Here is a 26,976-nt window from a genome sequence, read left to right on the forward strand (position 1 = left end):
GGCTCGGTGCGCGCCCGGGCCGGGAGGGCGGGGTCCGGGCGCTCCCGCCCGGCCTCGGCGTCGGCGGAACGTGCGTCCGGACCGGCCTCGGCGCCGGCGGAACGGGCGTCCCGGCCGGGGGTGTCCGCGAGCGGTCGGTTTTCGGGCGGTCGGTCCTCCCGCGGTCTGTCCTCGGGCGGGGGCCGGTGGGCGGCGTCGCCGGAGGCGGGCACGCCTCGCCCGGGAGCCGGGGCGGACGCGGGCCGCCCGGGAGCCGGGGCGGACGCGGACCGCCCGGGAGCCGGGGCGGAGCGGTTCCGCGAGGGGGCCGGGGCGGACGCGGACCGCCCGGGAGCCGGGGCGGACCGGTTCCGCGCGGGGGCCGGGGCGGACGCGGGCCGCCCGGGAGCCGGGGCGGCGGACGCGGGCCGCGCGGGGGCGGGCCGGGTCTGGTCGGTGGTGGTGGTCCGCGGGCTGTCGTGCAATCCCGACCCGTACGCCGCAGCGACGGTCCGCTCGTTCGCCGGGGCCCGTCCCCACCTGGGCGGGCCTTCGAGGACGGCGCGGACGGCGGTGAGGAGGTCGGGGGCCACGTGGGGCGCGGCGGCCGTCTCCTCCGGCCGGGTGCGGTCGTTGGGGACGAGGATGCCGTGGGCGCCCGCCCGTTCGGCGGCCTCCATGTCCGCGCCGATGTCGCCGACGACGACACAGTCGGCGGGGCGGGTGCAGACGCGTCCGGCGGCCCACAGGACCATGCCCGGCTGCGGCTTGCGGCAGTGGCAGCCGTCGTCGGGGCCGTGCGGGCAGACCGCCCAGACGTCGAACGGGCCGACCAGTTCGTCGACGCGGCGGTTGACGCGCCGGACGTCGCCGTCGCCGATCAGGCCGCGGGCCACGCCGGACTGGTTGGTGACGACGCCGACGCGGATGCCGTGCTCGCGCAGCAGCGCCACCGCCTCGCGGGCGCCCTCGACGGGCCGGACCCGCTCCGGGTCGCCGTTGTAGGGGACGTCGTGGACGAGGGTGCCGTCGCGATCGAAGAGGACGGCTTTCACCGGGCGTTCGGCGGGCCTCACGCGACCACCTCCCGCCAGGCGGGGGCACCGCGGTGGCGCCAGAGTCCGCTGAGCCGGTGCCAGGTCGCCGCGGGCGGGATGAGCGCGCTGGTGACCAGCATGGTCGTCACCTCGTGCCGGGTACGCGGACCCGGCGCGATGCGGGCCCAGGCGAACTCGGCGGTGCCCGCGGCCCAGCCGGCCCCGGCGACCGCGGCGGCGCGGGGGCGTCCGGCCGCCGCGAGGACGACGGCGGCGGCGCCGGCGGCGGTGATCGCGGCGTGGAGGCGGATACGGCCCCGGGGAGCGACCGCCTTGGCCCACCAGTTCGGGCCGTGCAACCGCCGCATGAGGGCGTCGTCGGCGTTGCCGCGCTGCTGTTTCAGGGAGACCCAGCGCGCGGCGGAGCGTACGGGGTGGCGGGTGGTGCGGCGGCCCCGCCGGATCCGCCAGCCCGCGTCGAGGACGCGCAGTGCCAGGTCGGCGTCCTCGCGGAAGGCGCGGGTGAAGCGTTCGTCGAAGCCGCCCACCTGTTTGAGCACGTCGGTGCGGTAGGCCATGTCGGCGGTGATCCAGCGGGCCTGCGCGAGGCCGGCGGTGCCGCGTTCCCAGTCGGTGGGGCGGCGCTCCCCCGGCAGCGGCACGGCGATCACGCCCTGCACCGCTCCGGTGTCGGGCGCCGCCTCGGCGAGGTCCTGGATCAACTGGTCGCACCAGTGCGGTCCGACCTGCACGTCGTCGTCGAGGAAGGCGGTCCAGGGCGAGGTCACCGCCCGGGCGCCGGTGTTGCGGGCGGCGGCGGGACCGCGTCCGCCGCTGCGCAGCACCACCGTGCGCTCACGCAGGTCACCGAGAACGGTCAGGGCGTGTTCCAGCGCGCCGGGGTCGGCGTCCGGGTCCGGCCGGTCGTCCACCAGCACGACCTCGTCGGGGCGCGGCCCGTGCGCGGCGACCAGGGCGGCCAGGCAGTCGGCGAGCGTGTCGCGTACGAGGGTGGGGACGACCACGGCGTAGCCCGTGCGCGGGCCGCCGGTCCCGGGGGCGGTGCTCATGCGAACGCCCGTCCCCGGCGCACCGCGAAGGGGCCGATGGCCAGCAGGTCCACGGGTGCCGAACCGAAGCACTCCAGCGCGTCCCGCGGGTCGTCCACCATGGGCCGGCCCGCGGTGTTGAGGCTGGTGTTGACGACGACGGGCAGCCCGGTGCGCCGTTCGAAGGCGGCGAGCATCCGCGCGACGAGCGGTTCGCGCCGCTCCTCGACGGTCTGGATGCGGGCGGTGCCGTCGACGTGGACGACGGCCGGTACGCGGTCGCGCCAGGCGGGGTCGACGTCGTGCACGAAGAGCATGTACGGGCTGGGGACCGGCCCGGCGAAGATGTCGGCGGCACGGTCGGCGAGCACCATCGGCGCGACGGGGCGGAACTCCTCGCGGCCCTTGACGTGGTTGAGGCGTTCCAGGTTCTCGGCGCGTCCGGGGTGGGCCATCAGGGAGCGGTGGCCGAGGGCGCGCGGTCCGAACTCGCTGCGGCCCTGGAACCAGGCGACGACGCCGTCCCGGGCGAGTTCCTCGGCGACGGTCTCCGCGATGTCGTCGGGTTCCTCGTAGGGGATCGCGGCCGTCTCCAGCCAGGCGCGGATCTCGTCGTCGCTCCAGCCGCGGCCGAGGTCGGCGCCGGGCATCGGTTCGGGAGCGGTGCCCTCCTGGGCGGCGGCCACGTGCAGGGCGCCGCCGAGAGCGGTGCCGGCGTCACCCGCGGCCGGCTGCACCCACACGTGCCGGTACGGTCCGCGGGCGGCGATCTTCGAGTTGGCGACGCAGTTCAGCGCGACGCCGCCCGCCATGGTCAGGGCGTCGCCCCCGGCCTCGCGGTGCAGCCAGTGGACGAGTTCCAGGAGCAGTTCCTCCAGGACGGCCTGGGTGCTCGCGGCCAGGTCGGCGTGGTCCCTCGTCCAGTCCTCGCCCTTGGCGCGCGGCGGGGCGAGGGCCGCCCAGTCGACGCCGTGGGCGCGGAAGCCGCCGTCGCCGGCGGCGTGGATGTGCTCGCGGAGCCGGCCGAGGTGGCGGGGGGTGCCGTAGGAGGCGAGGGCCATCACCTTGTACTCGTCGCTGCTGCGCAGGAAGCCCAGGTGCTCGGTCAGTTCCTCGTAGACCAGGCCGAGCGAGTGCGGCAGCGCCTGCGTGGCGAGGACGTCGAGCTTGCCGTCGCGGTAGCGGCCTGCCAGGTGGGAGGCGGACTCGCCGCGGCCGTCGAGGACGAGGACGTCGTTGTCGGGGTGCGGCGAGGCGGGTCCGGCGGAGGCGGCGTGCGCCACGTGGTGCGGGACGAAGACGACCCGGTCGGGGTCGAGTCCGGGCAGTGCCTCGGCGAGGAACTCGGGGGCCCGGCGGGCGTATTCGAGCCGCAGCGGGTCCCAGGGGTCGTCCAGTCCCATGTCCCGGGCGGGCCGGGCGAGCTTGGGGTCGAAGGAGTACGCCACGGCGTCGAGCTCGGCCGGCCGTATCCCGGCGTGCTCCAGGCACCACCGCGCGGACAGCTCCGGGACCTCCCAGGCGGAGAACGGCACCGGGCGCTTGCCGTGCTTGCGCCGGCTGAACCGCTCCTCCTCGGCGGCCGCGACGGTCCGGCCGTCGACGACGAGGGCGGCGGCCGGATCGTGGAACAGGGCGTTGACACCAAGGATGCGCATGGGGCGGGCTCCTCTCTCGGCGTCGCGGGTGCCGCGGGCGAGTTGCCTCAAACACTTGGAAACTGGTCGAATCCGGGAAAAAGGGGTGCCATCACTTTCCGTGACACGCCGGGGTTCGGCCCGGCGGCGGTGAGCCGGACACCGGGGCAGGCGCACGGACAGAACGCGCGCAGAGCCAGGCAGCGTCGGTCAAGCACCCTGGGCGCAGCCCGGCCCGGCCCGCCCGGGTATCCGGCCGGGCCGACGCAGGTCGGGACCTGGGCGGGACAGCTTCGGCCGAAGCCGGGGCCCGGGCCAGGCGACGCCCGCCGAAGGAAAGGGCCGTCCCCGGCCGCACCGGCGAGAGCCCGGGCCAGGCGGTGCCGCTCAGGCGGCGACGGCGTGCGCGAACCAGCCGATGGTCCGCTCCAGGCCCTCGTTCCAGCTCACACCGGGCCGCCACCCCAGACGTTCCCGGGCGAGGGTGGTGTCCGGCCTGCGCCGACCGGGGTCGTCGACGGGGCGTTCGACGAAGCGGATGCGGGAGCCGGAGCCGGTGAGTTCGACGATCCGGCGGGCCAGTTCCAGCATGGTGATCTCGTCGGCGCCGCCGATGTTCATCGGCCCGCTCTCCCCGGACGCGGCGAGGGCCAGCACGCCCGACACGGTGTCGTCGACGTAGCACAGGGAGCGGGTCTGGCCGCCGTCGCCGGCGACGGTGAGCGGCATGCCGTCCAGCGCCTGCGCGATGAAGGTGGGCACGGCCCGGCCGTCCCCGGTGCGCATCCGGGGCCCGTACGTGTTGAAGATCCGGACGATGGCGGTGTCGGTGCCGTGCACCTGGCGGTGGGCGGTGACCAGGGCCTCGGCGAAGCGCTTGGACTCGTCGTAGACGCTGCGCGGGCCGATCGGGTTGACGTTGCCCCAGTACGTCTCGCGCTGCGGATGCTCCAGCGGGTCGCCGTACACCTCGGAGGTGGAGGCGAGCAGGAAGCGGGCACCGTCCGCGTGGGCCCGCTCCAGGGCGTTGCGGGTGCCGGTGCTGCCGACGTCGAGGGTTTCCAGGGGCAGCCGGAGGTAGTCGACGGGCGAGGCCGGGCAGGCGAAGTGCAGGACCAGGTCGAAGCGGCCGGGCAGGCCCCGCAGGGCCTTCGGATCGGTGGCGTCGGCCCGGACGAACCGGAATCCGCGCCGCCGCTCCAGGTCGGCCACGTTGGCGCGCGAGCCGGTGGCCAGGTTGTCCAGGCAGACGACGTCGGTACCGGCGTCGAGCAGACGGCCGCACAGGTGGGATCCCACGAACCCGGCCCCGCCGGTCACCAGGGCCCGGCGCCAGACCCGTCCGCTTCTGGGGCCGACGGCCCCGGTGCTCTCGCTCACGGGCTTCTCCTCGCTCTCACCGTCACGTGCGTGTCGGCTGAGTAACCCGGCGAACACCCCCACTACCCCGAACTCGCATTCGAAGGAGGACTATAAACTGCGTATATACTCACTGTGTATAGTCCTCGCATGCCTTCGCTGACCAGGAAGACGACGAAACCGGGGACCGGGTTGCGCGTGCTCGCGGCCTTCGCCGCCGCCGCCTCGCTGACCCTCGCGCTGAGCGGCTGCACGAAGCTGGAGACGAACTCCCCCAGCTCCGCCCGGAACGCGGCCGGCACCCAGGCCCGTGCGGCCGGACTGGGCACCGTCGACTGCGCGCACGCCAAGTGCATCGCGCTGACCTTCGACGCCGGTCCGAGCGAGAACTCCGCACGCCTGCTCGACGTGCTCAAGGACAAGCAGGTCCCGGCGACCTTCTTCCTGCTCGGCAAGCGGCACATCGACACGTACCCCGAGCTTGTCAGGCGCATGGCGGACGAGGGTCACGAGGTGGCCAGCCACACCTGGACGCACAGGATCCTCACCGACGCCGATCCGGAGGAGATACGCGAGGAGCTGGAGCGCCCGAACAAGGAGATAGAGCGCCTGACGGGCAAGCGCCCCACGCTGATGCGCCCGCCGCAGGGCCGCACGGACGACACGGTGCACGACATCTGCCGGGAACTGGGTCTCTCGGAGGTGCTGTGGAGCGTGACCGCCAAGGACTACCGGACGAACGACTCCGACCTGATCACCGAGCGGGTCCTGGACCAGGCGTCCCGGGACGGCATCATCCTGCTGCACGACATCTACGACGGCACCGTGCCCGCCGTGCCCGGCATCATCGACGCGCTCAAGAAGCGCGGCTACGTCTTCGTGACGGTGCCCCAGCTGCTCGCCCCCGGAAGGGCCGAGCCGGGCGAGGTCTACCGGTAGGAGGACCCGTCGTTGCCTACGATCGTCCGGTGGCCGTCTTCTCGTTCGTACGCACCGTCCCGCTCGCCCCGGAGGAGGCCTGGCGCAGGCTCACCCGCTGGGAGCGGCACGGCGACACCGTGCCGCTGACCCGCGTCACCGCCGATCCGCCGGGCCCCACCCGCCGGGGCACGGTGGTCGTGGCCCGCACGGGCGCCGGGCGGCTCGTCCTCGACGACGCGATGGAGGTGACGGTCTGGCAGCCGCCGCGGGAGGGCTACCCCGGCCGGTGCCGGCTGGAGAAGCGCGGCCGGGTGGTCCGGGGCTGGGCGGAGATCGAGGTGCGCCCCGGGCCCGGCGGCCGCACCCGCGTCGGCTGGCGGGAGGAACTGGACGTCCGGTTCCTCCCCTCCCTCTTCGACGGCGTCCTCGGCCGCTCGGGCCGGTACGTCTTCGGCCGCACGGTGGACCACCTGCTGCGCAGCCCGTGACCCCCGGTCGCGCGTCCCGTGACACGCCGGCCGCGCGTCTCGTGAACCGCCGGCCACCCCCGAGGGACCGGCCGGCCACCCCGAGGGATCGGACCGGCCTGCGTCGGAGGGGTGGCGCGGGCCCCGTCCCGGTCGTTTCCCACGTACCGTGCCGGCATGTCTCCCAGAGCGCGCACCCTCATCCAACTGTCCGTCACCGGAGCCCTGTTGACCGTGGCCGTGGCGGCACCGCCCGCCTCCGCCGACCAGGGCCGCCCCGTCCCGCTGCGCATCGCCACGTACAACATCCACGCCGGGGCCGGTGCCGACGGTGTCTTCGACCTCGACCGGCAGGCCGCCGCGCTGCGTGCCCTGGACGCGGACGTGATCGGGCTCCAGGAGGTCGACGTGCACTGGGGAGCCCGCAGTCAGGGGCTCGACGTCGCCGGGGAACTGGCGCGCCGGCTCGGCATGCGGGTGTCGTTCGCACCGATCTACAGCCTCGATCCGGTGACGGCCGGGGAGCCCCGGCGCGAGTACGGCGTGGCGGTGCTGTCCCGCTTCCCGGTCCGCTCCGCGGTGAACCACGAGATCACGCGCCTGTCCACGCAGGACGAGAACCCGGTGCCCGCCCCCGCGCCCGGGTTCGGCGAGGTGACGCTCAAGGTGCGGGGCGTGCCGGTCCAGGTGTTCGTGACCCACCTCGACTACCGCGCGGACCCGGCGGTGCGGCGGGCCCAGGTCGCCGACACCCGGCGGATCATGGCCCGGGAGCGGGCGGAACTGCCGGGTGTCCGCCAGTTCCTGCTCGGCGACTTCAACGCCGAGCCCTCGGCGCCCGAGCTGGCGCCGCTGTGGAAGGAGCTGCGCGACGCGGGCGCGGGGGCTGCGGACACGTATCCGGCCGAGGACCCGGTGAAGCGGATCGACTACGTGGCCGTGGGCGAGGGCGTGCGGGTGCGCGACGTCGCGGTCCCTCCGGAACCCGCCGCCTCGGACCACCGGCCGGTGGTCGCCGAGGTGTCCCTGTCCCGGAGCAGGTCCGGCCGGGGCTGACAGCGGCTGGACCGAGCCGAGGGCCACTGCCGCCCTCGGGGTCTACGCCACCGAGCCGATGTGCCCCGCCGGGCCCGTCCGGCCGTCGTGGTGGATGGGCGTGCGGGCGCCGGTCAGCGCGGCGCCGGTACCCCCGTGGCGGCTCGCGACGATCTCGGCGGCGATGGACACCGCCGTCTCCTCCGGGGTGCGGGCACCGAGGTCGAGGCCGATCGGCGACCTGAGGCGGGCCAGTTCCAGGTCGCCCACGCCGGCCTCGCGCAGGCGGGCCTCGCGGTCCAGGTGGGTGCGGCGCGATCCCATGGCGCCGACGTACGCCACCGGCAGACGCAGCGCCAGCCGGAGCAGCGGGATGTCGAACTTGGCGTCGTGGGTCAGCACGCACAGCACCGTACGGGCGTCCACGGCGGTGCGGGCGAGGTACTCGTGCGGCCACTCGGCGACGATCTCGTCCGCGTCGGGGAAGCGGGCCCGGGTGGCGAAGACGGGGCGGGCGTCGCACACCGTCACGTGGTAGCCGAGGAACTTGCCGGCCCGGGCCAGCGCCGAGGCGAAGTCGATCGCCCCGAAGACGATCATGCGGGGCGCCGGTACCGAGGACTCGACCAGCAGGGTGAGCGGTGCTCCGCAGCGCGAGCCCCGCTCGCCGATCCGCAGCGTGCCGGTGCGCCCGGCGTCGAGGAAGGCACCCGCCTCGGCGGCCGCCGTGCGGTCCAGCTCGGGGTGGCCGCCGAAGCCGCCGGTGCGGGAGCCGTCCGCCCGGACGACCAGCGCGCGGCCCACCAGCTCGGCCGGGCCGCTCACGACCCGGGCGACGGCCGCCGTCTCCCCGCGCGCGGCGGCGGCGAGGGCCGCGGCCAGGACGGGGCGTACGGGGTCGCCCGTCCGGACCGGGGTGACCAGGACGTCGATGGTCCCGCCGCAGGTCAGACCCACGGCGAAGGCGTCCTCGTCGCTGTATCCGAAGCGCTCCGTGACGGTGCCGCCGTCCTGGAGGGCCTGCCGGCACAGCTCGTACACGGCTCCCTCCACGCACCCGCCGGAGACCGAGCCGACCACCGTGCCGTCGGCGTCCACCGCGAGGGCGGCGCCGGTCGGCCGGGGGGCGCTGCCGCCGACGGCCACCACGGTGGCCACGGCGAAGTCGCGTCCCTGCTCGACCCACCGGTGCAGCTCCTCGGCGATGTCCAGCATCTTCCGGACCTCCTCGGGCGACGGGTACGTGAAGGGTTCCCGTCGTGGCGGCTAGTGCACGCCCATCCAGCTCTCGATCGGGTTGAGGGCGAAGTAGACGATGAAGATCACCGTCAGGCCCCACATGAACGCGCCGATCTCCCTGGCCTTGCCCTGCGCGACCTTGATGGCGACGTAGGAGATGACGCCGGCGGCGACACCGGCCGTGATGGAGTACGTGAACGGCATCAGGACGACGGTCAGGAAGACCGGGATCGCGGTGGCCCGGTCGGCCCAGTCCACGTGCCGGGCGTTCATCATCATCATCGCGCCGATGACCACCAGGGCCGCCGAGGCGACCTCCTGCGGCACGATCGCGGTGATCGGGGTGAAGAAGAGACAGGCCGCGAAGAACACACCGGTGACGACCGAGGCGAGTCCGGTACGGGCTCCCTCGCCGACGCCGGTCGCGGACTCGACGAAGACCGTCTGGCCGGAACCGCCCGCCACACCGCCGATGGCACCGCCGGCGCCGTCGATGAACAGCGCCTTCGACAGACCCGGCATGCGGCCCTTCTCGTCGGCGAGCTTGGCCTCGGTGCCCACGCCGATGATGGTGGCCATCGCGTCGAAGAACCCGGCGAGCACCAGCGTGAACACGATCATGCCGACCGTCATCGCGCCGACCTCGCCCCAGCCGCCGAACTCCAGGTCGCCGAAGAGGGAGAAGTCCGGCATGGAGACCGCGCTGCCGTGCAGTTCGGGGGCGCCGTTGGCCCACTGCGCGGGGTCGATGACCCCGGCGGCGTTGAGGATCGCGGCGACGACGGTGCCGGTGACGATGCCGATCAGGATGGCGCCGGGCATGTTTCTGGCCTGGAGCATGAAGATCAGGAGCAGGGTGCCCGCGAAGAGCAGGACCGGCCAGCCGGCGAGTTCGCCCGCGGGGCCGAGGGTGAGCGGGGTCGCCTTGCCGGCGTGGACGAAACCGCCCTTGACCAGACCGATGATGGCGATGAACAGGCCGATGCCCATGGTGATGCCGTGCTTGAGGGCGAGCGGGATCGCGTTCATGATCATTTCACGGAGCCCGGTGACCACGAGCAGCATGATCACCACGCCGTACATCACACACATGCCCATGGCCTGCGGCCAGGTCATCTGCGGGACGACCTGTCCGGCGATCACGCCGGAGACCGAGAGCCCGGCCGCCAGGGCGAGCGGCACCTTGCCGACGAAGCCCATGAGGAGCGTGGTGAGCGCGGCGGCGAACGCCGTCGCGGTGATCAGGGCCTTCTGGCCCAGGGTGTCCCCGGCCGCGTCCTTGCCGGAGAGGATCACGGGGTTGAGCAGGACGATGTACGCCATCGCCATGAAGGTGGTGATACCGCCGCGCACCTCACGCGCGACCGTGGATCCCCGGTGGGATATGTGAAAGTACCGGTCGAGCCAAGACCGTCCGCCGGGGACGCGGGAACCCGCGCCCGCGTCTTCGGCGGTGATCTCGGGCTCCACTGACTGCTGGGTCATGGGGCCGTCTCCCAAGGTTCATAGGTGCACCCGCCCGGCCGCTGGGGCGGCCGCGGGATTTGGGATATGCACGACCCGGGGGACGGCCCGAGACGAACGCATGTGGTGGTGCCGGTGGTACGGGGTGGTACTTCAAGTGCCGCGAGCGGAGCGGTACTCGGTCGGTGCTCCGGGCGGCGCGGAGGGTGTGACGTTCCGTGCGCCGCCCGGAGGGTCCTGGGGGTGCCGATCGGGACCCGCCGTGCCGGTGAGATGTTCCGGACGTACGGGCGTGCGGTCGAGCGCCAGCCCGGTCGCGTCCCTGACGGCCGCGAGGACCGCCGGGGTGGACGACAGGGTGGGCGCCTCGCCGACTCCGCGCAGCCCGTAGGGCGCGTGGTCGTCGGCGAGTTCGAGCACGTCGACCGGTAGGGCCGGCGTGTCGAGAATCGTGGGGAGGAGATAGTCCGTGAAGGACGGGTTGCGGACCTTCGCGGTCACGGGATCGACGACGATCTCCTCCATCACCGCGATGCCCAGGCCCTGGACGGTGCCGCCCTGGATCTGGCCGATCACGGAGAGCGGGTTCAGCGCCTTGCCGACGTCCTGGGCGCACGCCAGCTCGATCACCTTGACCAGGCCCAGTTCGGTGTCGACCTCGACGACGGCGCGGTGCGCGGCGAAGGAGTACTGGACGTGCCCGTTGCCCTGGCCGGTGTGCCGGTCGAAGGGTTCGGTCGGCCGGTGCCGCCACTCCTCCTCGACCTCGACCACCTCGTCCTCCAGGACGTCCACGAGGTCCGCGAGGACCTCCCCGGCGCCGGTGACGACCTTGCCGCCCTCCAGGAGCAGTTCGGCGGTGCCCCAGGCCGGGTGGTACGGGCCGAACCTGCGGCGCCCGATCTCCAGGACCCGCTCGCGCACCAGCTCGCAGGCGTGCTTGACGGCGCCGCCGGTGACGTAGGTCTGCCGGGAGGCCGAGGTGGAGCCGGCCGAGCCCACCCGGGTGTCGGCGGGCTGGATGATGACCTGGGTGACGCCCAGCTCGGTGCGGGCGATCTGCGCGTGGACGGTGACGCCGCCCTGGCCGACCTCCGCCATCGCCGTGTGCACGGTGACGACGGGCCGGCCGCCGGCGGCCTCCAGGCGGACCCGGGCGGTGGAGTAGTCGTCGAAGCCCTCGGAGAAGCCGACGTTCTTGATGCCGACCGCGTAGCCGACGCCCCGTACGACGCCCTCGCCGTGCGTGGTGTTGGACAGGCCGCCGGGCAACTGCCGCACGTCGGCGCCCTCGCTGGACTCCCACTGGCGCTCCGGCGGCATCGGCATCTCCTGGACCCGGCGCAGGAGTTCGGCCACGGGTGCCGGGGAGTCGACGGGCTGCCCGGTGGGCATCACCGTGCCCTGCTCCATGGCGTTGATCCGGCGGAACTCCACCGGGTCCAGGCCGAGTTCCGCGGCCACCTTGTCCATCTGCGCCTCGTAGGCGAAGCACGCCTGGACCGCGCCGAAGCCCCGCATGGCGCCGCACGGCGGGTTGTTCGAGTAGAGGGCCAGGGCCTCGATGTCCACGTCGTCGCACACGTACGGTCCGACGGAGAGCGAGGCGGCGTTGCCGACGACCGCCGGGGAGGCGGAGGCGTAGGCGCCGCCGTCCAGGACGATGCGGCACCTGACGTGGGTGAGCCGGCCGTCCCGGGTGGCGCCGTGCTCGTAGTGGAGGCGGGCCGGGTGGCGGTGGACGTGGCCGAAGAAGGACTCGAAGCGGTTGTAGACCATCTTGACGGGCTTGCCGGTGCGCAGGGCCAGCAGGCAGGCGTGGATCTGCATCGACAGGTCCTCGCGTCCGCCGAAGGCGCCGCCGACGCCGGACAGGGTCATCCGCACCTTGTCCTCGGGCAGGCCGAGCACGGGGGCGATCTGGCGCAGGTCGGAGTGGAGCCACTGGGTGGCGATGTACAGGTCGACGCCGCCGTCCTCGCCGGGCACGGCGAGACCGGACTCGGGGCCGAGGAAGGCCTGGTCCTGCATGCCGAAGCGGTAGTCCCCCGTGACGATCACGTCGGCGCGCCGGGCGGCCGCGTCGGCGTCGCCGCGCACGACGGGCTGGCGGTGCACGATGTTGGGGTGCGGGACGTGGGCGCAGTGGTGGTCGTCGCGGTGCTCGTGGACCAGGATCGCGCCGGGAGCGGTGGCGGAGGCCTCGTCGGTGACGAGGGGCAGCCCCCGGTACTCCACCTTGATCCTGGCGGCGGCGCGGCGCGCGGTCTCCGGGTGGTCGGCGGCGACGATCGCGACCGGCTCGCCGTGGTGGCGGACCTTGCCGTGGGCGAGGACCGGGGTGTCCTGGATCTCCAGTCCGTAGTGGCGCACGTGGGTGGGCAGATCGTCGTACGTCATGACGGCGTACACGCCGGGGGTGGCGAGGGCCTCGCCCGTGTCGACGGAGAGGATCTCGGCGTGCGCGACGGTGGAGCGCAGGATCTGGCCCCAGAGCATGTCCTCGTGCCACATGTCGGAGGCGTACGCGAACTCGCCGGTGACCTTGAGGACACCGTCCGGGCGGAGCGTGGACTCACCGACGCCGCCCCCGGTCCGGGTGCCCTGGGTGATGCCGGTGGGTGCGCCGTCGGCAGCCATCTCAGGCCCCCTCGCCCTGGCGGGCCGCGGCCAGGCGGACCGCGTCCATGATCTTCTCGTAGCCGGTGCAGCGGCACAGGTTGCCCGACAGCGCCTCGCGGATGTCCTCGTCGGTCGGGTCCGGGTGGTGTTCGAGGAGTTCGTCGGCGGCGACCAGCAGTCCGGGGGTGCAGAAGCCGCACTGGACGGCGCCGGCGTCGACGAACGCCTGCTGGATGGGGGCCAGTTCGATGTTCTCGCCGGTCTGCGAGTCGGTTCCGCCGGCCTGCCACCGCTTGGCCGCGTCCAGCGAGGCGCTCTCCCCGCCGAGGGCGCCGGCGGTGTCGCCCCGGGCGCGGCGCCGGGCGAACTCCGCCAGGCCCTCGACGGTGACGACCTCGCGGCCTTCGGCCTGTCCGGCCGCGACCAGGCAGGAGCACACCGGCACGCCGTCCAGGCGGACCGTGCAGGAGCCGCACTCGCCCTGCTCGCAGGCGTTCTTGGAGCCGGGCAGGCCCATCCGCTCGCGCAGCACGTACAGCAGGGACTCGCCCTCCCACACGTCGTCGGCCTGCTGCGGACGTCCGTTGACGGTGAAGTTGACGCGCATCACGCGGCTCCTTCCGTGGCGCGGCGGGCGCCGCGGTACGACTCCCACGTCCAGGTGAGCGTCCGGCGGGCCATGACGCCGACCGCGTGGCGGCGGTAGGCGGCGGTGCCGCGGACGTCGTCGATCGGGTGGCAGGCGGCGGCGCACAGGTCGGCGAACCGCTTGACGGCCGACGGCGTGACGATCTTCCCGTTGTCCCAGAAGCCGCCCTCCTCGAGCACCGCGTTCAGGAACTCCTCGGCGGCCCCGGCGCGGACCGGGGTGGGCGCGGCCGAGCCGATGCCGGTGCGCACGGTGCGGGTGCCGGGGTGCAGGGCGAGGCCGAACGCGCACACGGCGATGACCATGGCGTTGCGGGTGCCGACCTTGGAGAACTGCTGCGGTCCGTCGGCCTTCCTGACGTGCACGGCGCGGATCAGCTCGTCGGGCTCCAGCGCGTTGCGCTTCACGCCGGTGTAGAACGCGTCGACGGGGATGCGGCGCGCGCCGCGCACCGACTCGACCTCGACCTCGGCGCCGGCGGCGAGCAGGGCCGGGTGGGCGTCACCGGCCGGGGAGGCGGTGCCGAGGTTCCCGCCCACGCCGCCGCGGTGACGGATCTGCGGGGAGGCGACCGTGTGCGAGGCGAGGGCGAGACCCGGCAGCTCGGTGCTCAGGTTCTCCATGATCCTGGTGTAGGGCACGGAGGCACCGAGCCGTACGGAGTCCTCACCGACCTCCCACTCGGCCAGGTCGGTGACACGGCCCAGGTCCATGAGGTACTCGGGCCTGCGGTGACCGAAGTTGATCTCGACCATCACGTCGGTACCGCCCGCGATCGGCACCGCGGTGGGGTGCTCGGCCTTCGCGGCGAGCGCCTCCTCCCAGCGGGCGGGGCGAAGGAAGTCCATGACCGGCTCTCCTCCTCGTCTGCGTGCGGTGGTGTCCGGGTGGGATGTCCGTGCGTGCGGTGCCCGTGCGTACGGTGGCCGGTGCCGGGGGCGGCCGTAGAGATCAGGCCATTCACGTGGGCGGTGGCCCGGCTCGTTCATGTGCTGTTCACGTGGACTGGCCTCAGTACACCTTCGTGTGCTCCACCAGGGTCAGTCGCAGAAACCATGAAGGAGTTGGCTGGCCAGGGCGGGCATCTTGTAGATTCGTATGAACGGAGGTGCACAAAAGCCTCCCTGTTCTCCTCTGGAATCGGGCGACACAGCCGCGTGACCTGGAACACTTCGAGACAAAGAACGGCGGCGACGAGAATGCGGCTGCGCGCACTGCTGGACACCGACGCGCTGGGCCTCAAGCTGCTCGGCGGCGAGGACGAGCTGGACCGCACGGTCCGCGGCGTGATGACCACCGACCTGCGGGACCCCAGCCGCTACCTGTCGGGCGGTGAGCTGGTGCTCACCGGCCTGGCCTGGCGCCGGGACGCCGCCGACTCCGAGCCCTTCGTCCGCCTCCTGGTGCAGGCCCAGGTGGTCGCGCTGGCCGCCGGCGAGGCGGAGCTGGGGTGCGTCCCGGAGGACCTGGTGGTGGCGTGCGCGCGGCACCGGCTGCCGCTGTTCGCGGTGCACGAGTCGGTGGCCTTCGCGACGATCACCGAGCACGTGGTGCGCCAGGTCTCCGGCGAGCGCGCCGGGGATCTGGCGGCCGTGGTGGACCGGCACCGCCGGATGATGACCTCCGGTCCTGCGGGCGGCGGCCCCGACGTCGTCCTGGACCTGCTCGGCTCCGACCTCGACCTGCGGGCCTGGGTGCTCTCCCCCACCGGACGGCAGGTCGCCGGGCCGAAGGACGCGGAACCCGCGCTGAGCGGCGAGGTGTGCGCCAAGCTGGCGGCCGAGCACCTCGCGGCCACCCGCACGGGCCGGCGCGCGCCGCACCGGGTGGCCGTCGGCTCCACGACGTACAGCCTCTTCCCGGTCCGCGGCCGCGGGCAGACCCCGGTGACGCCCCCGGGGGCCAGGACGCAGGGCCCCGGCGCCGGCCGGGACGTGCGCGAGACGGTGCTGTCCGACTGGCTCCTCGTGGTGGAGGCGGACGCCGGGGACTGGGCCGAGGAGCGCCTCGACCTGCTGTACGGGGTCACTCAGCTGATCGCGGTCGAGCGGGACCGGCGGGACGCGGCGCGCACGGTGCGGCGGCGCCTGGCCCAGGAGGTCCTGGAACTGGTCCAGACGGGTGCCGCGCCGGCCGAGATCGCGGCCCGGCTCCGGGTGGCGGCACCGGTACTGCTGCCGGGGCTCGGCGCGGCACCGCACTGGCAGGTCGTGGTGGCCCGGGTGGAGTGGGCGGACGGCGACGAGCAGACCGGCCGCATCGCGCAGACCCTGCTGGAGGAGATCCTCGTCGACCCGCGCGCCACCGGGCCCGAGCAGTCCGACCGCATCGCCGTGGCCCACACCGGCGAGGAGGCGGTCGCCCTCGTACCGCTTCCGGCGGTCTCCAGCGAGCACGACGGCTCCGAGAGCGGGGTCGTCGCGGACGTGCTGCTCGACTCCGTACGGGAACCGCTGGCGGCGGGCCTGGACGGCGACGGGCGGGTCACGCTCGGCGTCAGCGCGGCCGTGCACTCGGCGGAAGGGCTGCGCGGGGCGCTGGAGGAGGCCCGGCACGCGCGCCGGGTCGCCGCGGCACGGCACGGGCGGGTCTGCGCGGCCGGTCACCAGGAGCTGGCCTCGCACGTGCTCCTGCTCCCCTTCGTCCCCGACGACGTGCGGCGCGCCTTCACCGCCCGGCTGCTCGATCCGCTGCGGGACTACGACCGCCGCCACCGCGCCGAGCTGATCCCCACGCTGGAGGCGTTCCTGGAGAGCGACGGCTCCTGGACGCGGTGCGCCAACCGGCTGCACCTGCACGTCAACACGCTGCGCTACCGCGTCGGGCGGATCGAGCAGTTGACGGGGCGTGACCTGTCGCGCCTGGAGGACAAGCTCGACTTCTTCCTGGCCCTGCGGATGAGCTGAGGCGGGGGGGGCTCCCGAGGGCCGCGCCCCGTCCCGAACCTCGGGAGCGGGAAGTCCACGACTTTGTGAAATCTTTCACCCATCCTCTTGGCCGGGCCGCCGGATCCGTGCTGAGATGCGGCCACCACTCGAGAGCTCGATGGCGTGCTAAGGGGAGGGCGACGTGGCGCATTCCGCCATGGCTGGTTCTGGCTGGGGAACGACCGAGGGTGACGATCCGCTCCAGACCGCGGTATGGCGGTTGCGCTCGCGCGGCTGCTGGGCCGACGCGGCCGCCCTGCTGGAGCCGGTCACCGCGGCCACCGCCTTGCAGCGGACCGCGCTGCTGGTGGAGCGGTGCCTGTACACGGAGCAGGGCTGGGCCGAGGCGGAGGACGCGTTGCGCACCGCGGAGGCCTTGGCCCACAGCGACGACGAACGCGGGGCCGCGGCCTGTGAACGGGGTCAACTCGCCTATGCCGCCACGGTGCACCAGACGCGCGACCGGGCCGACGAGGCGCGGTCCGCGCTGGGCCGGGCGGCCGCGCTGATCGCGCCGGGGGCGAAGGGGCGGGCGCTCCTGGACTTCCGGCGCGGGCTCCTCGCGGAGAACCTGACCGGGTCGCCGCAGGCCGCACGCGCGGCGTACCGGCGCGCGCACGCCGGCGCGACGGCGCACGCCGATCCGCTGCTCCTCTCCTTCACCTGGCGTCATCTGGCCGGACTCGCCCTGCGCGAGGGGGAACTGACCGAGGCGCGGCACGGCTTCGCCGAGTCGCTGCGCATCCGCGAGGAGCTGGGCTACCTCGTCGGTACGGCGCCCGCGCTGGCCTCGCTCGCGGACGCGGAGTCGGAGCCGGAGGCGTCCCGGCTGCGGGAGGAGGCGCGGCGGCTGTTCCGGCTGCTCGGCGGCGTACCGACGTGGCTGGCGCGGCAGTTGGCCCCACCGGCGGCGGACGCGGCGACGGCCTGAGCGGCCCGCGGCCCCGGGGACCTCACGGAAGTCCGCACCAGCGCGGGGCGGTGGCGGCCCAGTCCGCGTCCCACCGGGCGAGGTTGCGCCGGTGCAGCACGCACCCCGTGGCGGCGTGGGCCGCCAGCCCGGTGACGACGACGCCCAGGAAGGCGAGGATCGCCCAGCCCATCGTGCGGCTGCGGATCTCCTCCGCGGTCAGCGGCGGCCCGGTGATCCCGCCCTGCGCGTCGACCCAGACCAGGACGGTGCTGTCCGCCGGCAGCCCCGGTGCCACCTCGGTCGTCCCGGTCCGCACGGCGCCGTCCGGGCCGGTGAAGCGGACCGTGACCGGGTAGCGGGCCTTCTTCGCCTCGTCGGAGCCCGGCTCGGGGTGGCGCGGGGCGTCGCGGGTCAGGACCGCGGGCCGGTGGTCACGGGTCTGCGCCTGGTGCGCGGCGGTGCTCACGTAGTGGCGGTAGGCGCTGTCCCCGACCCGGAACATCGCCGCCGGGGCCGCCACCAGCACGGCGAGCACGAGCACGAGCCCGATCCGGGCCCGCAGCCGGTCGGTCGGGCGCCGCAACGGGTTGCGGCGCCACCGCCGTGACAGGAGGTACGGGCGCCCCACGGACCCGGCCTCGGGCCCGGGGCCGGCGGGGGTCGGCTGGGACCGGGGAGTCTCTCCGGCCACGGTGTCGCTCCTTCCTGGCTCGGGGGCGGCTCAGTGCGGGTGGTCGTCGGGTGCGGAGTCCGGGCCCGTGAACGGCGGGTGGGGGTGCGCGGCCTCCAGGAGCTTCGCGGCGCCGCGCACCGCGGCGGTGTGCGGTGCCGGCACCGCCCGCAGCGGTACGTGCAGCAGGTCGGCGAGCCGGCAGGTGATCTCGGGGCGCAGCGCGCCGCCGCCCGCCAGCAGCGGCCCCCGGTCCAGCGCCTCGAGGGTGAGGGACGTGGCGTCCTGCCGCAGCATGGACGTCGTCATGCCGGCCAGTACCTCGCCGAGCCGCGCGGAGGGGGTGTCGTCGTCGACGTCCCCGGTGCCCAGGGCGGCGCGGCGGGCGTCGAAGACGGCGCCGTCCACCAGGAGCACCACCTCCGTGAGATGGGCGCCGATGTCCATGACCAGCAGCGGCCGGGACAGGTCGGCACCCGCGGCGAGGGCCACCGCCCTCGCGGCGGGAACGGTCAGCACGGTGCGCGGACGCAGCACCTCCACGGCCGTTCGGGCCGCGGTCCGGAAGGCCGGCCCGTCCAGCACCGGCACGGTCACCACGACCACCGGACGGGCGAAGCGCGGCAGCCGGTGGCCCAGCAGCCGCTCCAGCATCCGCGCGGTGCCCTGGGTGTCGACGATGGAGCCGCGCTGGACGGGGTACACCGCGCCGGCGCCGGGAAAGGTCACCGTCGGCACGTCGAGGATCATCCCCCGCCCGGCGACCCAGGCCCGGGTACGGGCGCTCCCCAGGTCGAGGGCGACGCCGCCGCACCGCCGGCACAGCGGCCAGGGCCGGTGCCGAGTCAGGGCGGCGCGGGGCCGCCGGAGCACGGTCATCGCCCGGCCTCCCGCACCTGCCGGCAGCGGGCGCAGCAGCGGGCCCGCGGCACGATCGCCGGCCGGCCGCGGTCGGCGGCGTGCCGGCACGGCTGACCACGGCCGTGGCGGCCCTCGCTCATGTGGCCGAGGACCGCTTCCACGGCGGCGAGGACCATGCGCGCCGAGGCCGCCGGTTCGACCGGGACCTCTCTCCGCGCGGCGGACCGCCGCTCGGCCGGCTCGTCGGCGCGGGACGGGACCACCGCGAGCCGCCGCGGCTGCTCCTCGCGGAACAGCCGCCGCTCGTGGAGGTCTTCCCGGAGCGCGGCGAGGTGCTCGGACGACAGGGGCGACGGGCGCGTGCCGCGGTCGCCGGTGATCTGCTGGTTCACCACTTCACCCCTTGGGCAGGGCGGGAGGGACAAGAGGGGGACGGGGGACGGGGGACGGAGAGACGGGGGCCGGGGGCCGGGAGGGCGGTCAGGCCGCGGCGCGGCGCTGGCACGCGACGCAGTACCGCGTGTAGGGGAGGATCTCCAGGCGCTCCCCCGGGACGGGCTTGCCGCAGCCCAGGCAGGCGCCGTAGGTGCCGTCCTCGACCCGGGCGAAGGCCTGGTCGATCTCCTTGAGCACCCGCTCGATCGCCGCCTTCTGCGCGGACATCAGCTGGTCGTCCGCCTGGCCGCTCTCGTCGAGGGCCTGAAGCTGGGTCAGGCGGGTGTTGCGGGCGTGTTCGAGACGCTGGCGCGCCTCGTGAGCGGTCAGCCGCTCGGGGCGGGGTTCGATGCGGGAGGCGTCGAGCGACACGGTGCGTGGTCCTCTTCTCGGAAGGTGCTGCGGGGTTCCGGGGTGCTCGCGGGTGCCGCGAGGCTGCCGCGGGATCCCGGAGGGTGCCGCGGAGGTGCGGTGGCGCCGGGGCCGGTCGGTCCCGGTCGTCCTCAACCCTGGCCGGGCGGCCCAAGGAATCCCATCGGGCGCGGGACCCATTTGCCCGGGGGCCCGGGATCCACGGGGCGGTGCGCCGGGGGACCCACGTGGGTGCACGGCAACCCGGAAATGGGGGTCGCTACCCATCGACCGGGAGGTTCCGGCAGGGCACGCTGGTCGCTTGCCCGGTCGCCGCCCGGGCCGCAGCTCCCACCGAGGGCGCGCGATGACCGACATGACCGACATGACCGACAGTAGAGGCGTACCAGTCGACACGTCGCTGAAGGAGGCGTACCCCCGGTGTCCCTGTTCTGGCGGATCTTCGGGCTCAACGCGGTGGTGCTGGGCTTCGCCACGGCGCTGCTGCTGTGGGCTCCGGTGACCGTCTCGGTGCCGATCCTGCTGACCGAGGCCGTCGTCCTGGTGGTCGGCATGGGCGTGATGCTGGTGGCGAACGGCGCGCTGCTGCGCTGGGGGCTGGCGCCGCTGGGGCGGCTCACCAAGCTGATGACCACCGTCGACCTGCTGCGCCCCGGCCAGCGGCTGCCGGTCTCCGGCGGCGGCGAGGTGCCGGAGCTGATCCGCACCTTCAACGCCATGCTGGACCGCCTGGAGACCGAGCGGGCCACGAGCAGCGCCCGCGTGCTGCTCGCCCAGGAGGCGGAGCGGCGCCGTATCGCGCAGGAGCTGCACGACGAGGTGGGGCAGAGCATGACGGCGATCCTGCTGGTCCTGGGGCGTGCCGCGGACGACGCGCAGGAGCCGCTGCGCGACGAGCTGCACCAGGCGCAGGAGATCACCCGGGAGAGCCTGGACGAGGTCCGCCGCCTGGTGCGCCGGCTGCGGCCCGGTGTCCTGGACGACCTCGGCCTGGTCAGCGCGTTGTCCTCGCTCACCCACGACTTCGCCACCCACACCGGTCTGCGGGTGGTCCGCCGGTTCGACGCCGACCTGCCGGTCCTGGACCACGAAACCGAACTGGTCCTCTACCGGGTGGCGCAGGAGAGCCTCACCAACGCCGCCCGCCACGCGGACGCCGAGCGCCTGGAGGTGGGGCTGGGCCGCGCCGACGGCGCCGTGACGCTCACCGTCGCGGACGACGGCCGGGGCATCGAGGCGGCGCACGAGGGCGCCGGCATCCGCGGCATGCGGGAACGGGCCCTGCTCATCGGGGCCGCCCTCGACATCACGTCGGCCCCCGGCTCCGGCACCCGCATCCGGCTCACCGCACCCCTCCTGAGGAAGTAGCCCGACCATGTCCGACCCGTCCCTGCCCGAGGGGCCCGCGCCGTCCGAGCGGTCCGCGCGGAACAAGCCGTACGAGCCGTACGAGCCGTACGAGCGGTCCGCGCCGTACGAGCCGTACCAGCGGTCCGCGCACGACGGGCCGTCCGCGTACGCCGGGTACGCGGCCTCCGCCGTGTCCGGCGCGTCCCCGGCGTCCGCCCCGGCGAAGATCCGCATCCTGCTCGCCGACGACCACGCGCTGGTGCGCCGCGGGGTGCGTCTCATCCTCGACCGCGAGCCGGACCTGGAGGTGGTCGCCGAGGCCGGGGACGGCGCGGAGGCCATCGACATGGCCCGGGCCCACGAGGCGGACCTCGCGGTCCTGGACATCGCGATGCCCCGCCTCACCGGTCTCCAGGCGGCCCGCGAACTGACCGCGCTGAAACCGGGGCTGCGCATCCTGATGCTGACGATGCACGACAACGAGCAGTACCTGTTCCAGGCGCTGAAGTCGGGGGCCTGCGGATACGTGCTCAAGTCGGTCGCCGACCGGGATCTGGTCGCCGCCTGCCGGGCCGCGATGCGCGACGAGCCCTTCCTGTACCCGGGTGCGGTGACGGCGCTGATCCGCAACTACCTCGACCGGGTACGGCACGGTGAGGAGACCTCCGACCACATCCTCACCCCGCGTGAGGAGGAGGTCCTCAAGCTGGTCGCCGAGGGCCACTCCTCGAAGGAGATCGCCGAGATCCTCTTCATCAGCATCAAGACCGTCCAGCGGCACCGGGCGAACCTGCTGCAGAAGCTCGGTCTGCGCGACCGCCTGGAGCTGACCCGGTACGCCATCCGCGCCGGGCTCATCGAGCCCTGACGCTCCCTCGGACCGCCCGTGGCTCTGGCCGCCCACTCCCCGGCCGGAGCCCCGGGCTCCGCCCGCCTCCTCGTCCGCCCGCCACGAAAGGGGACGGTGCATGCGCCGACGGCTCGCGACCGTGCTCACCGTCCTGCTGACGCTCCTGCTGCCCCTGTTCCAGGCCGGACCCGGGGCCGACGCGCACGCCGGTGACCACACCGGGCACGCCGGTGCCCTGGCGGTGGCGGGCGCCACCGCCGTACCGCACCCCGCCCCGGACCTCCACATGGACGACGGGTGCGCACCGGACTGCGCCGTGCAGCCCCGGGCCCGGCACGACCAGCCCGCCGAGCGCCCCGCGGCACCGGATCAGCCCGCGGCCGCCCCTTCACGGGGTGCGGGCGCCGTCCCCGCCTCCCGCACCCGGGCCCCGGCCGGGTCCGGCCCGGTGCCGGCCTCCCCCGGCCGTACGAGCCACGACAGCGGCCGGGCGCCTCCCGTCTCCTCCGGCATCCGAGACACCGCACACCCCTGACCCCCACCTTCTTCCGCCGCGGCCGCGCTCGGCCGCCGCCGCGGCATGCCCGCCGGAGGCCCGTGTTGAACCGCTCCCGCCCCCCTTCCCGCCCCCGTCCGCGGTCGCGGTCCCGTGCCCGCGAGGTCCGTGCGCTCGCCGCGCTCGCCGTGCTGGCCGTGTCCGTGGCCATCGCCCTGACCATGCCGGTCCGGCTCGGGCTCGACCTGCGCGGCGGTACCCAGATCGTGCTGGAGACCCGGCCGACGGAGACCGCCGAGGCCGGCCGGGAGGCCACCGACCGGACCGTGGAGGTGCTGCGCGGCCGCATCGACGCCCTCGGCGTCGCCGAACCGACCATCGTCCGCTCCGGTGAGAACCGCGTCGTCGTCGAGCTGCCGGGCGTGCAGGACCCGAAGAAGGCCGCCGACGTACTGGGCCGCACCGCGCAGCTCACCGTCCACCCGGTGCTCGGTCCGGCCGAGCAGCCGTCCGGCCGGACCGGCGAGGGCGGCGCGGCAGGCCGCAGCGGCGGCACCGGCGCACCGGGTGAAGCCGGCGAGAACGGCGAGCGGGTGCTGCCGGACGAGTCCGGGCAGTCGCTGCGGCTGGCGGACGCCGCGCTGACCGGGCAGGACGTCAAGGGCGCCGACGCCCGCTTCGACCAGCAGAGCGGCGCGGGCTGGCACGTCACCGTCGACTTCGGGGACGCCGGCAGCGACCGGTGGGCCCGGGTGACCGGCGAGGCGGCCTGTCATCCGGCCGGTGATCCCCGGCGCCGGGTCGCCGTCGTGCTCGACGACAAGATCATTTCCTCGCCGCAGGTCGACCCGTCCGTGTCCTGCGGGGCGGGCATCGCCGGCGGCTCCACCCGGATCACCGGTTCCTTCGACGACGCGGAGGCCCGCGAGCTGGCCCTGCTCGTCGAGGGCGGCGCCCTGCCCGTGCCGGTCGAGACCGTCGAGCAGCGCACCATCGGCGCCACCCTGGGCGACGAGGCGGTCTCGGCCGGCACCCGGGCCGCCGTCATCGGCACCGCCCTGACCGCGCTGTTCATCGTCGTCGTCTACCGGCTGATGGGCGCGCTGGCGACCGTGGCGCTGCTCTGCTACGGCCTGATCTCCTACGCCGCCCTGGCCGCGGTCGGCGCGACCCTGACGCTGCCCGGCCTCGCCGGCTTCGTGCTGGCCATCGGCATGGCGGTGGACGCCAACGTCCTCGTCTTCGAACGGGCCCGCGAGGAACAGGCGGCCCGCGCGCGTCCGAGTACCCGGTCGGCGCTGACCACCGGTTTCCGCGGCGCCTTCAGCGCGATCGCCGACTCCAACGTCACCACCCTGATCGCCGCCGCCCTGCTCTTCTTCCTGGCCTCCGGCCCGGTCAAGGGCTTCGGCGTCACCCTCGGCATCGGTGTCCTGGCCTCGATGGTCAGCGCGCTGGTGATCACCCGGGTACTGGCCGAGTACGCCGTGGGCCGCCCGGCGGTCCTCCGGCGTCCCCACGTCACCGGCATCTCGTCCACCGGCCCGGTCCGGGACGCCCTGCTGCGCCGCGACCCGTTCCTGATGCGCCGGCCGCGCCGCTGGCTGGCGGCCTCGCTGGCCGTCCTCGTGGCGGCGGGCTCCGGCATCCTGGTGCGCGGCCTCGACTTCGGCATCGAGTTCACCGGCGGGCGGCTCATCGAGTACTCCACCGCCGTACAGGTCGACCCGGACCGGGCCCGCGACGCCCTCGCCGACGCGGGCCTGCCGCGCGCCGTCGTCCAGTCCTCCGGCGACGGCGACCTCACGGTGCGCACGCAGGAGCTGACCGACGCCGAGGCGGCGGAAGTCACCGGGGTCGTCGCCGGGCTGGGCGGCGAGACCGAGAAGGCCCGCGACGAACTGATCGGCCCGAGCCTCGGCGCGGAGCTGCGCCGGGACGCGCTGATCGCCCTCGGGCTGGCGCTGGCCGCCCAGTTGGCGTACCTCGCCGCCAGGTTCCGGCTGCTGTTCGGCACCGCCGCGGTCGGCGCGCTCGCCCACGACGTGGTGATCCTGGTCGGGGTGTTCGCCTGGCTGGGCAAACCGGTCGACGGGGTGTTCCTGGCCGCGCTGCTGACCGTGATCGGCTACTCGGTCAACGACTCGGTGGTCCTCTTCGACCGCGTGCGGGAGCTGCTGCGCCGGGAGCGGACGTCACCGTTCGCCCGGCTGACCAACGACGCGATCCTGCAGACCCTGCCGCGCACGGTCAACACGGGCATGGGCGCATTGCTCATCCTCGCCTCGCTGGCCGTCCTCGCCGACGACTCGCTGACCGACTTCGCGCTCGCGCTGCTGATCGGCGTGGTGGTCGGGACGTACTCCTCGGTCCTCACCGCCGCTCCGCTCGCCGTCGAGCTGCACGGACGCGGGGCGCGGTCCCGCTCCGCGCGCGGCAGGGGCGGCGCGGACCGCGGCAGGGAGGGGACGGGGAAGGCCGGCCGGGCCGGCAAGCGGACGCCCGCGGGCCGCACCGAACGGCGGGAGGTGCCGTAGCGTCCGCGTTCAGCGGGTGCCCGGGAAGTGGTCCGCCACCAGGGCCCGCACCGCGTCCCGGTCGCCGGCGATGAGCGCGTCGAGCAGCGCCGTGTGCTCGTGCGCGTCGGCGACCAGGTCGGCCCGCCCCCGTGCGGAGGGCGAGCCGGCCGGCGGCCACTGGGCACGGCGGTGCACGTCCGCGGCGACCCGGACGAGCTGTTCGTTGCCCGCCAGGGAGAGCACCGCGCGGTGGAAGGCGCGGTCGGCCTCGGCATAGGTCGCCGGGCAGCCCGAGGACGCGGCGCGGACGGTGGCCTCGGCGAGGGGGCGCAGCTCCGCCCAGCGCTCGGCGGGCACCGTACCGGCGAGCCGCAGCCACACCGGGGCCTCGATCAGGGCCCGGACCTCGGCCAGCTCGGCCAGCTCCCGGCCGCCGCGCTCGACGACGCGGAAACCGCGGTTGGGGACGACCTCGACGGCTCCCTCCAGGGCGAGCTGCTGCATGGCCTCCCGTACGGGGGTGGCCGAGACGCCGAACCGCTCGCCGAGCACGGGCGCCGAGTACACCTCGCCGGGCCGCAGGTCACCGGTGGCCAGCGCGGAGCGGAGGGCGTCGAGGATCTGCCCGCGCACGGAGGAACGCCGGACGAGGCCGCGCGGGCGCGGTGCGTGTGGTTCGCCGTGGGTGTGCTCACCGCGCGCCGCGCCGTCCGCCTCCCCGGCGCCGCGCGCCCGGCCGAGGGCCGGCGCCCGGTCCGCCGCTCCCGGCTGCGCCGGGATCCGCACCGCGTCGGCCGCCGTGCCCGCACCCGCTCCTGCGGCGCTCTGCGCGCTGTGCTCCACGGGTCCTCCTGCGGGACGTGTCGGTACTTGAGGTCATTACGGCGGGTTGTCACCTGTCCGTCAAGCACCATAAGCGCAGGGGGGCCGCCGGTTCACATCCCGAGGATCTTGGGTAAGGTAAGGCTTACCTTTAAGAGCCCGTTGACCCGACGTGGATCGGTGGTCCCGCATGCCTGTCGCCCGTACGGCCTTCACGGACGCCTACGCGCGCCTGTCCGAGGTCCTCCCCGGGCTCGGCGTCACCGAACTGGACGCGGCCGACCCCGACCCGAGCGGCGACGGCTGGGTCTCGGCCGCCTCGCTCGCCGCGGGCGGCGAGGAGCTGGCGGCGTTCCTCGCCCAGGACGAGGCCCAGGTGCTGCGGGACTACGGGCAGCGGGCCCGGCCGGACGTGATCGCGAGCTTCGGCCTGCACCGGTACGCGTGGCCGGCCTGCCTGATGATCACCGTGCCGTGGTTCCTGCACCGCCGCGTGCCCCGCCTCCCCGCGGCCCACGTGTCCTACGACCGTACGGCCGCCGGACTCCCGCTCGGCCTGATGGCCGTGCGCCCCGCTTCCTTCGCCTGCCTGCCCGGCGATCCGGCCGCCGGTCTGCCCGGTGCCCGGGTGGTCGCCGACGAGGAGGCGCTGCGCGCCGAGGTGCGGGCCGCGGCCGCCGAGCACCTCGAGCCGGTGCTGGCCGGATTCGGCCCCCGCATGCGACGCCGCGGACGCGCCCTGTGGGGCATGGCGACCGACGAGGTCGTCGAGGGGCTGTGGTACGTCGCCCATCTGCTCGGCGAGCAGGAGCGGGCACGGCACGAGCTGGAGCTGCTGCTGCCGGGCGCGACCAAGCCGTACGTCGGGGACGCGGCGTTCCGCGAGCTGAAGGGACCGGACGGCACGCCGCTGCACACCCGGGACCGGGCGAGCTGCTGCATGTTCTACACCCTGCGTCCCGAGGACACCTGCGCCACCTGCCCGCGGACCTGTGACGCGGACCGCGTCGACAAGCTGCTCGCCACGGCGGGCTGACGGACGGTCAGCGGAGCCGGGATCGTCGACTAGGATCGGCGACGCTGTTTCACAACCTCCCCACGCGTCGCGGCAACTTTCCGCCGAACCACTCGTACGGGTAGTCTTATTCGAACTCAACTCCCGCCCGTCATGCGGCAGTTCGAGCAGAATGCCGCCCGGGGTACCCCCCTCGCACCTCCTTGGCGGCCTCTTGCCTCGAAACCCCCTGAGGGCCGCCGGGTTTGGGCCACCATGGCGGGCGTTACGCCCTATCCCACTGCAAGG

The 26,976-nt window shown here is 74.6% G+C and carries 23 protein-coding genes and 1 pseudogene; 10 read left to right on the forward strand and 14 right to left on the reverse strand.

From position 1 onward, the window contains the following. Nucleotides 1–503: 503 nt before the first annotated feature. The 4 genes and pseudogenes from EV562_RS09105 to EV562_RS09120 form a co-directional block, all read right to left on the reverse strand. A pseudogene (locus EV562_RS09105) lies at nt 504–1,055 on the reverse strand (HAD family hydrolase); the annotation flags it as partial. Continuing rightward, on the reverse strand, nt 1,052–2,086 hold the full coding sequence (locus EV562_RS09110; RefSeq protein WP_133886202.1) for a glycosyltransferase: 1,035 nt from the start codon (nt 2,084–2,086) through the stop codon (nt 1,052–1,054). The pseudogene EV562_RS09105 and the gene EV562_RS09110, both read right to left, overlap by 4 nt. Continuing rightward, nucleotides 2,083–3,723: a carbamoyltransferase C-terminal domain-containing protein gene (locus EV562_RS09115; RefSeq protein WP_133886203.1), complete on the reverse strand. Its 1,641-nt coding sequence runs from the start codon at nt 3,721–3,723 to the stop codon at nt 2,083–2,085. Before EV562_RS09115 ends, EV562_RS09110 begins: the two co-directional genes overlap by 4 nt. A gap of 366 nt (nt 3,724–4,089) precedes the next feature. Continuing rightward, nucleotides 4,090–5,082: an NAD-dependent epimerase/dehydratase family protein gene (locus EV562_RS09120; RefSeq protein WP_133886204.1), complete on the reverse strand. Its 993-nt coding sequence runs from the start codon at nt 5,080–5,082 to the stop codon at nt 4,090–4,092. A 129-nt stretch (nt 5,083–5,211) separates the two neighbouring features. Here EV562_RS09120 and EV562_RS09125 point away from each other — a divergent pair, with 129 nt between their 5' ends. The 3 genes from EV562_RS09125 (at nt 5,212) to EV562_RS09135 (ending at nt 7,505) form a co-directional block, all read left to right on the forward strand. After that, complete coding sequence (locus tag EV562_RS09125; protein ID WP_166661682.1) at nt 5,212–6,000, forward strand: polysaccharide deacetylase family protein; 789 nt, start codon at nt 5,212–5,214, stop codon at nt 5,998–6,000. A 29-nt stretch (nt 6,001–6,029) separates the two neighbouring features. Beyond that, a complete protein-coding gene (locus EV562_RS09130) occupies nt 6,030–6,470 on the forward strand; it encodes an SRPBCC family protein (protein WP_133886205.1) in 441 nt (146 codons plus the stop codon). Between the two features lie 156 nt (nt 6,471–6,626). Continuing rightward, nucleotides 6,627–7,505: an endonuclease/exonuclease/phosphatase family protein gene (locus tag EV562_RS09135; RefSeq protein ID WP_208298322.1), complete on the forward strand. Its 879-nt coding sequence runs from the start codon at nt 6,627–6,629 to the stop codon at nt 7,503–7,505. A gap of 42 nt (nt 7,506–7,547) precedes the next feature. Here the strand turns inward: EV562_RS09135 and EV562_RS09140 are convergent, their stop codons facing one another. The 5 genes from EV562_RS09140 to EV562_RS09160 all read right to left on the reverse strand — a co-directional run bounded on the left by EV562_RS09140 (nt 7,548) and on the right by EV562_RS09160 (nt 14,306). After that, nucleotides 7,548–8,699, reverse strand: coding sequence for an XdhC/CoxI family protein (locus tag EV562_RS09140; RefSeq protein ID WP_133886206.1), 1,152 nt, complete (start codon nt 8,697–8,699; stop codon nt 7,548–7,550). 51 nt (nt 8,700–8,750) lie between these two features. After that, a complete protein-coding gene (locus tag EV562_RS09145) occupies nt 8,751–10,208 on the reverse strand; it encodes an NCS2 family permease (protein ID WP_133886207.1) in 1,458 nt (485 codons plus the stop codon). Nucleotides 10,209–10,340: 132 nt separating this feature from the next. Further along, nucleotides 10,341–12,827 carry a molybdopterin cofactor-binding domain-containing protein gene (locus tag EV562_RS09150; RefSeq protein WP_133886208.1) on the reverse strand — a complete coding sequence of 829 codons (2,487 nt, stop codon included), beginning with the start codon at nt 12,825–12,827 and terminating at the stop codon, nt 10,341–10,343. 1 nt (nt 12,828) lies between these two features. Further along, nucleotides 12,829–13,416 carry a (2Fe-2S)-binding protein gene (locus tag EV562_RS09155; protein WP_133886209.1) on the reverse strand — a complete coding sequence of 196 codons (588 nt, stop codon included), beginning with the start codon at nt 13,414–13,416 and terminating at the stop codon, nt 12,829–12,831. After that, entirely contained in the window at nt 13,416–14,306 is an 891-nt protein-coding gene (locus EV562_RS09160) for an FAD binding domain-containing protein (RefSeq protein WP_133886210.1), read from the reverse strand. Before EV562_RS09160 ends, EV562_RS09155 begins: the two co-directional genes overlap by 1 nt. 351 nt (nt 14,307–14,657) lie before the next feature. On the opposite strand from EV562_RS09160, the gene EV562_RS09170 reads away from it, so the two are divergent. Together EV562_RS09170 and EV562_RS09175 are read left to right on the forward strand one after the other, a co-directional pair. Next, nucleotides 14,658–16,364: a PucR family transcriptional regulator ligand-binding domain-containing protein gene (locus EV562_RS09170; protein WP_133886212.1), complete on the forward strand. Its 1,707-nt coding sequence runs from the start codon at nt 14,658–14,660 to the stop codon at nt 16,362–16,364. A gap of 163 nt (nt 16,365–16,527) precedes the next feature. Beyond that, nucleotides 16,528–17,316 (forward strand): hypothetical protein, encoded by a 789-nt coding sequence (locus EV562_RS09175; RefSeq protein ID WP_133886213.1) that lies wholly within the window; start codon nt 16,528–16,530, stop codon nt 17,314–17,316. Between the two features lie 22 nt (nt 17,317–17,338). Here EV562_RS09175 and EV562_RS09180 read toward each other — a convergent pair whose 3' ends face one another. From EV562_RS09180 to EV562_RS09195, 4 genes are all read right to left on the reverse strand, one after another. Further along, nucleotides 17,339–17,989, reverse strand: a complete 651-nt coding sequence (locus EV562_RS09180; RefSeq protein ID WP_133886214.1) for a hypothetical protein — start codon at nt 17,987–17,989, stop codon at nt 17,339–17,341. 30 nt (nt 17,990–18,019) lie between these two features. Beyond that, complete coding sequence (locus tag EV562_RS09185) at nt 18,020–18,847, reverse strand: rod shape-determining protein (protein WP_166661683.1); 828 nt, start codon at nt 18,845–18,847, stop codon at nt 18,020–18,022. Then, complete coding sequence (locus EV562_RS09190; RefSeq protein ID WP_133886215.1) at nt 18,844–19,224, reverse strand: hypothetical protein; 381 nt, start codon at nt 19,222–19,224, stop codon at nt 18,844–18,846. Before EV562_RS09190 ends, EV562_RS09185 begins: the two co-directional genes overlap by 4 nt. An 85-nt stretch (nt 19,225–19,309) precedes the next feature. Next, nucleotides 19,310–19,636 (reverse strand): TraR/DksA C4-type zinc finger protein, encoded by a 327-nt coding sequence (locus EV562_RS09195; RefSeq protein ID WP_133886216.1) that lies wholly within the window; start codon nt 19,634–19,636, stop codon nt 19,310–19,312. 420 nt (nt 19,637–20,056) lie between these two features. Between EV562_RS09195 and EV562_RS09200 the strand changes: the two genes are divergently transcribed. The 4 genes from EV562_RS09200 (at nt 20,057) to secD (ending at nt 24,869) form a co-directional block, all read left to right on the forward strand. Next, nucleotides 20,057–21,004 (forward strand): HAMP domain-containing sensor histidine kinase, encoded by a 948-nt coding sequence (locus tag EV562_RS09200; protein ID WP_166661684.1) that lies wholly within the window; start codon nt 20,057–20,059, stop codon nt 21,002–21,004. Between the two features lie 7 nt (nt 21,005–21,011). Beyond that, entirely contained in the window at nt 21,012–21,854 is an 843-nt protein-coding gene (locus EV562_RS09205; RefSeq protein ID WP_133886217.1) for a response regulator transcription factor, read from the forward strand. Between the two features lie 100 nt (nt 21,855–21,954). Next, nucleotides 21,955–22,371 (forward strand): hypothetical protein, encoded by a 417-nt coding sequence (locus EV562_RS09210; RefSeq protein WP_133886218.1) that lies wholly within the window; start codon nt 21,955–21,957, stop codon nt 22,369–22,371. 65 nt (nt 22,372–22,436) lie between these two features. Then, nucleotides 22,437–24,869, forward strand: a complete 2,433-nt coding sequence (secD, locus tag EV562_RS09215) for a protein translocase subunit SecD (protein WP_133886219.1) — start codon at nt 22,437–22,439, stop codon at nt 24,867–24,869. Nucleotides 24,870–24,878: 9 nt separating this feature from the next. Here the strand turns inward: secD and EV562_RS09220 are convergent, their stop codons facing one another. Then, entirely contained in the window at nt 24,879–25,694 is an 816-nt protein-coding gene (locus EV562_RS09220; RefSeq protein ID WP_133886220.1) for a GntR family transcriptional regulator, read from the reverse strand. Nucleotides 25,695–25,863: 169 nt separating this feature from the next. Here EV562_RS09220 and EV562_RS09225 point away from each other — a divergent pair, with 169 nt between their 5' ends. Further along, nucleotides 25,864–26,709, forward strand: a complete 846-nt coding sequence (locus EV562_RS09225; RefSeq protein WP_133886221.1) for a (2Fe-2S)-binding protein — start codon at nt 25,864–25,866, stop codon at nt 26,707–26,709. Nucleotides 26,710–26,976 lie beyond the last annotated feature (267 nt).

The organism is Streptomyces sp. BK208, from assembly GCF_004364245.1.
Classification (GTDB): domain Bacteria; phylum Actinomycetota; class Actinomycetes; order Streptomycetales; family Streptomycetaceae; genus Streptomyces.

Bases quoted from the DNA above. Each gene is read 5' to 3' on its own strand.
- EV562_RS09170 (WP_133886212.1), top strand. From the start codon at position 14,658: ATGCGGCTGCGCGCACTGCTGGACACCGACGCGCTGGGCCTCAAGCTG.
- EV562_RS09110 (WP_133886202.1), bottom strand. From the start codon at position 2,086: ATGAGCACCGCCCCCGGGACCGGCGGCCCGCGCACGGGCTACGCCGTG.
- EV562_RS09125 (WP_166661682.1), top strand. From the start codon at position 5,212: ATGCCTTCGCTGACCAGGAAGACGACGAAACCGGGGACCGGGTTGCGC.
- EV562_RS09135 (WP_208298322.1), top strand. From the start codon at position 6,627: ATGTCTCCCAGAGCGCGCACCCTCATCCAACTGTCCGTCACCGGAGCC.
- EV562_RS09185 (WP_166661683.1), bottom strand. From the start codon at position 18,847: ATGACCGTGCTCCGGCGGCCCCGCGCCGCCCTGACTCGGCACCGGCCC.
- EV562_RS09145 (WP_133886207.1), bottom strand. From the start codon at position 10,208: ATGACCCAGCAGTCAGTGGAGCCCGAGATCACCGCCGAAGACGCGGGC.
- EV562_RS09160 (WP_133886210.1), bottom strand. From the start codon at position 14,306: ATGGACTTCCTTCGCCCCGCCCGCTGGGAGGAGGCGCTCGCCGCGAAG.
- EV562_RS09140 (WP_133886206.1), bottom strand. From the start codon at position 8,699: ATGCTGGACATCGCCGAGGAGCTGCACCGGTGGGTCGAGCAGGGACGC.
- EV562_RS09205 (WP_133886217.1), top strand. From the start codon at position 21,012: ATGTCCGACCCGTCCCTGCCCGAGGGGCCCGCGCCGTCCGAGCGGTCC.
- EV562_RS09115 (WP_133886203.1), bottom strand. From the start codon at position 3,723: ATGCGCATCCTTGGTGTCAACGCCCTGTTCCACGATCCGGCCGCCGCC.
- EV562_RS09150 (WP_133886208.1), bottom strand. From the start codon at position 12,827: ATGGCTGCCGACGGCGCACCCACCGGCATCACCCAGGGCACCCGGACC.
- EV562_RS09210 (WP_133886218.1), top strand. From the start codon at position 21,955: ATGCGCCGACGGCTCGCGACCGTGCTCACCGTCCTGCTGACGCTCCTG.
- EV562_RS09225 (WP_133886221.1), top strand. From the start codon at position 25,864: ATGCCTGTCGCCCGTACGGCCTTCACGGACGCCTACGCGCGCCTGTCC.
- EV562_RS09155 (WP_133886209.1), bottom strand. From the start codon at position 13,416: ATGCGCGTCAACTTCACCGTCAACGGACGTCCGCAGCAGGCCGACGAC.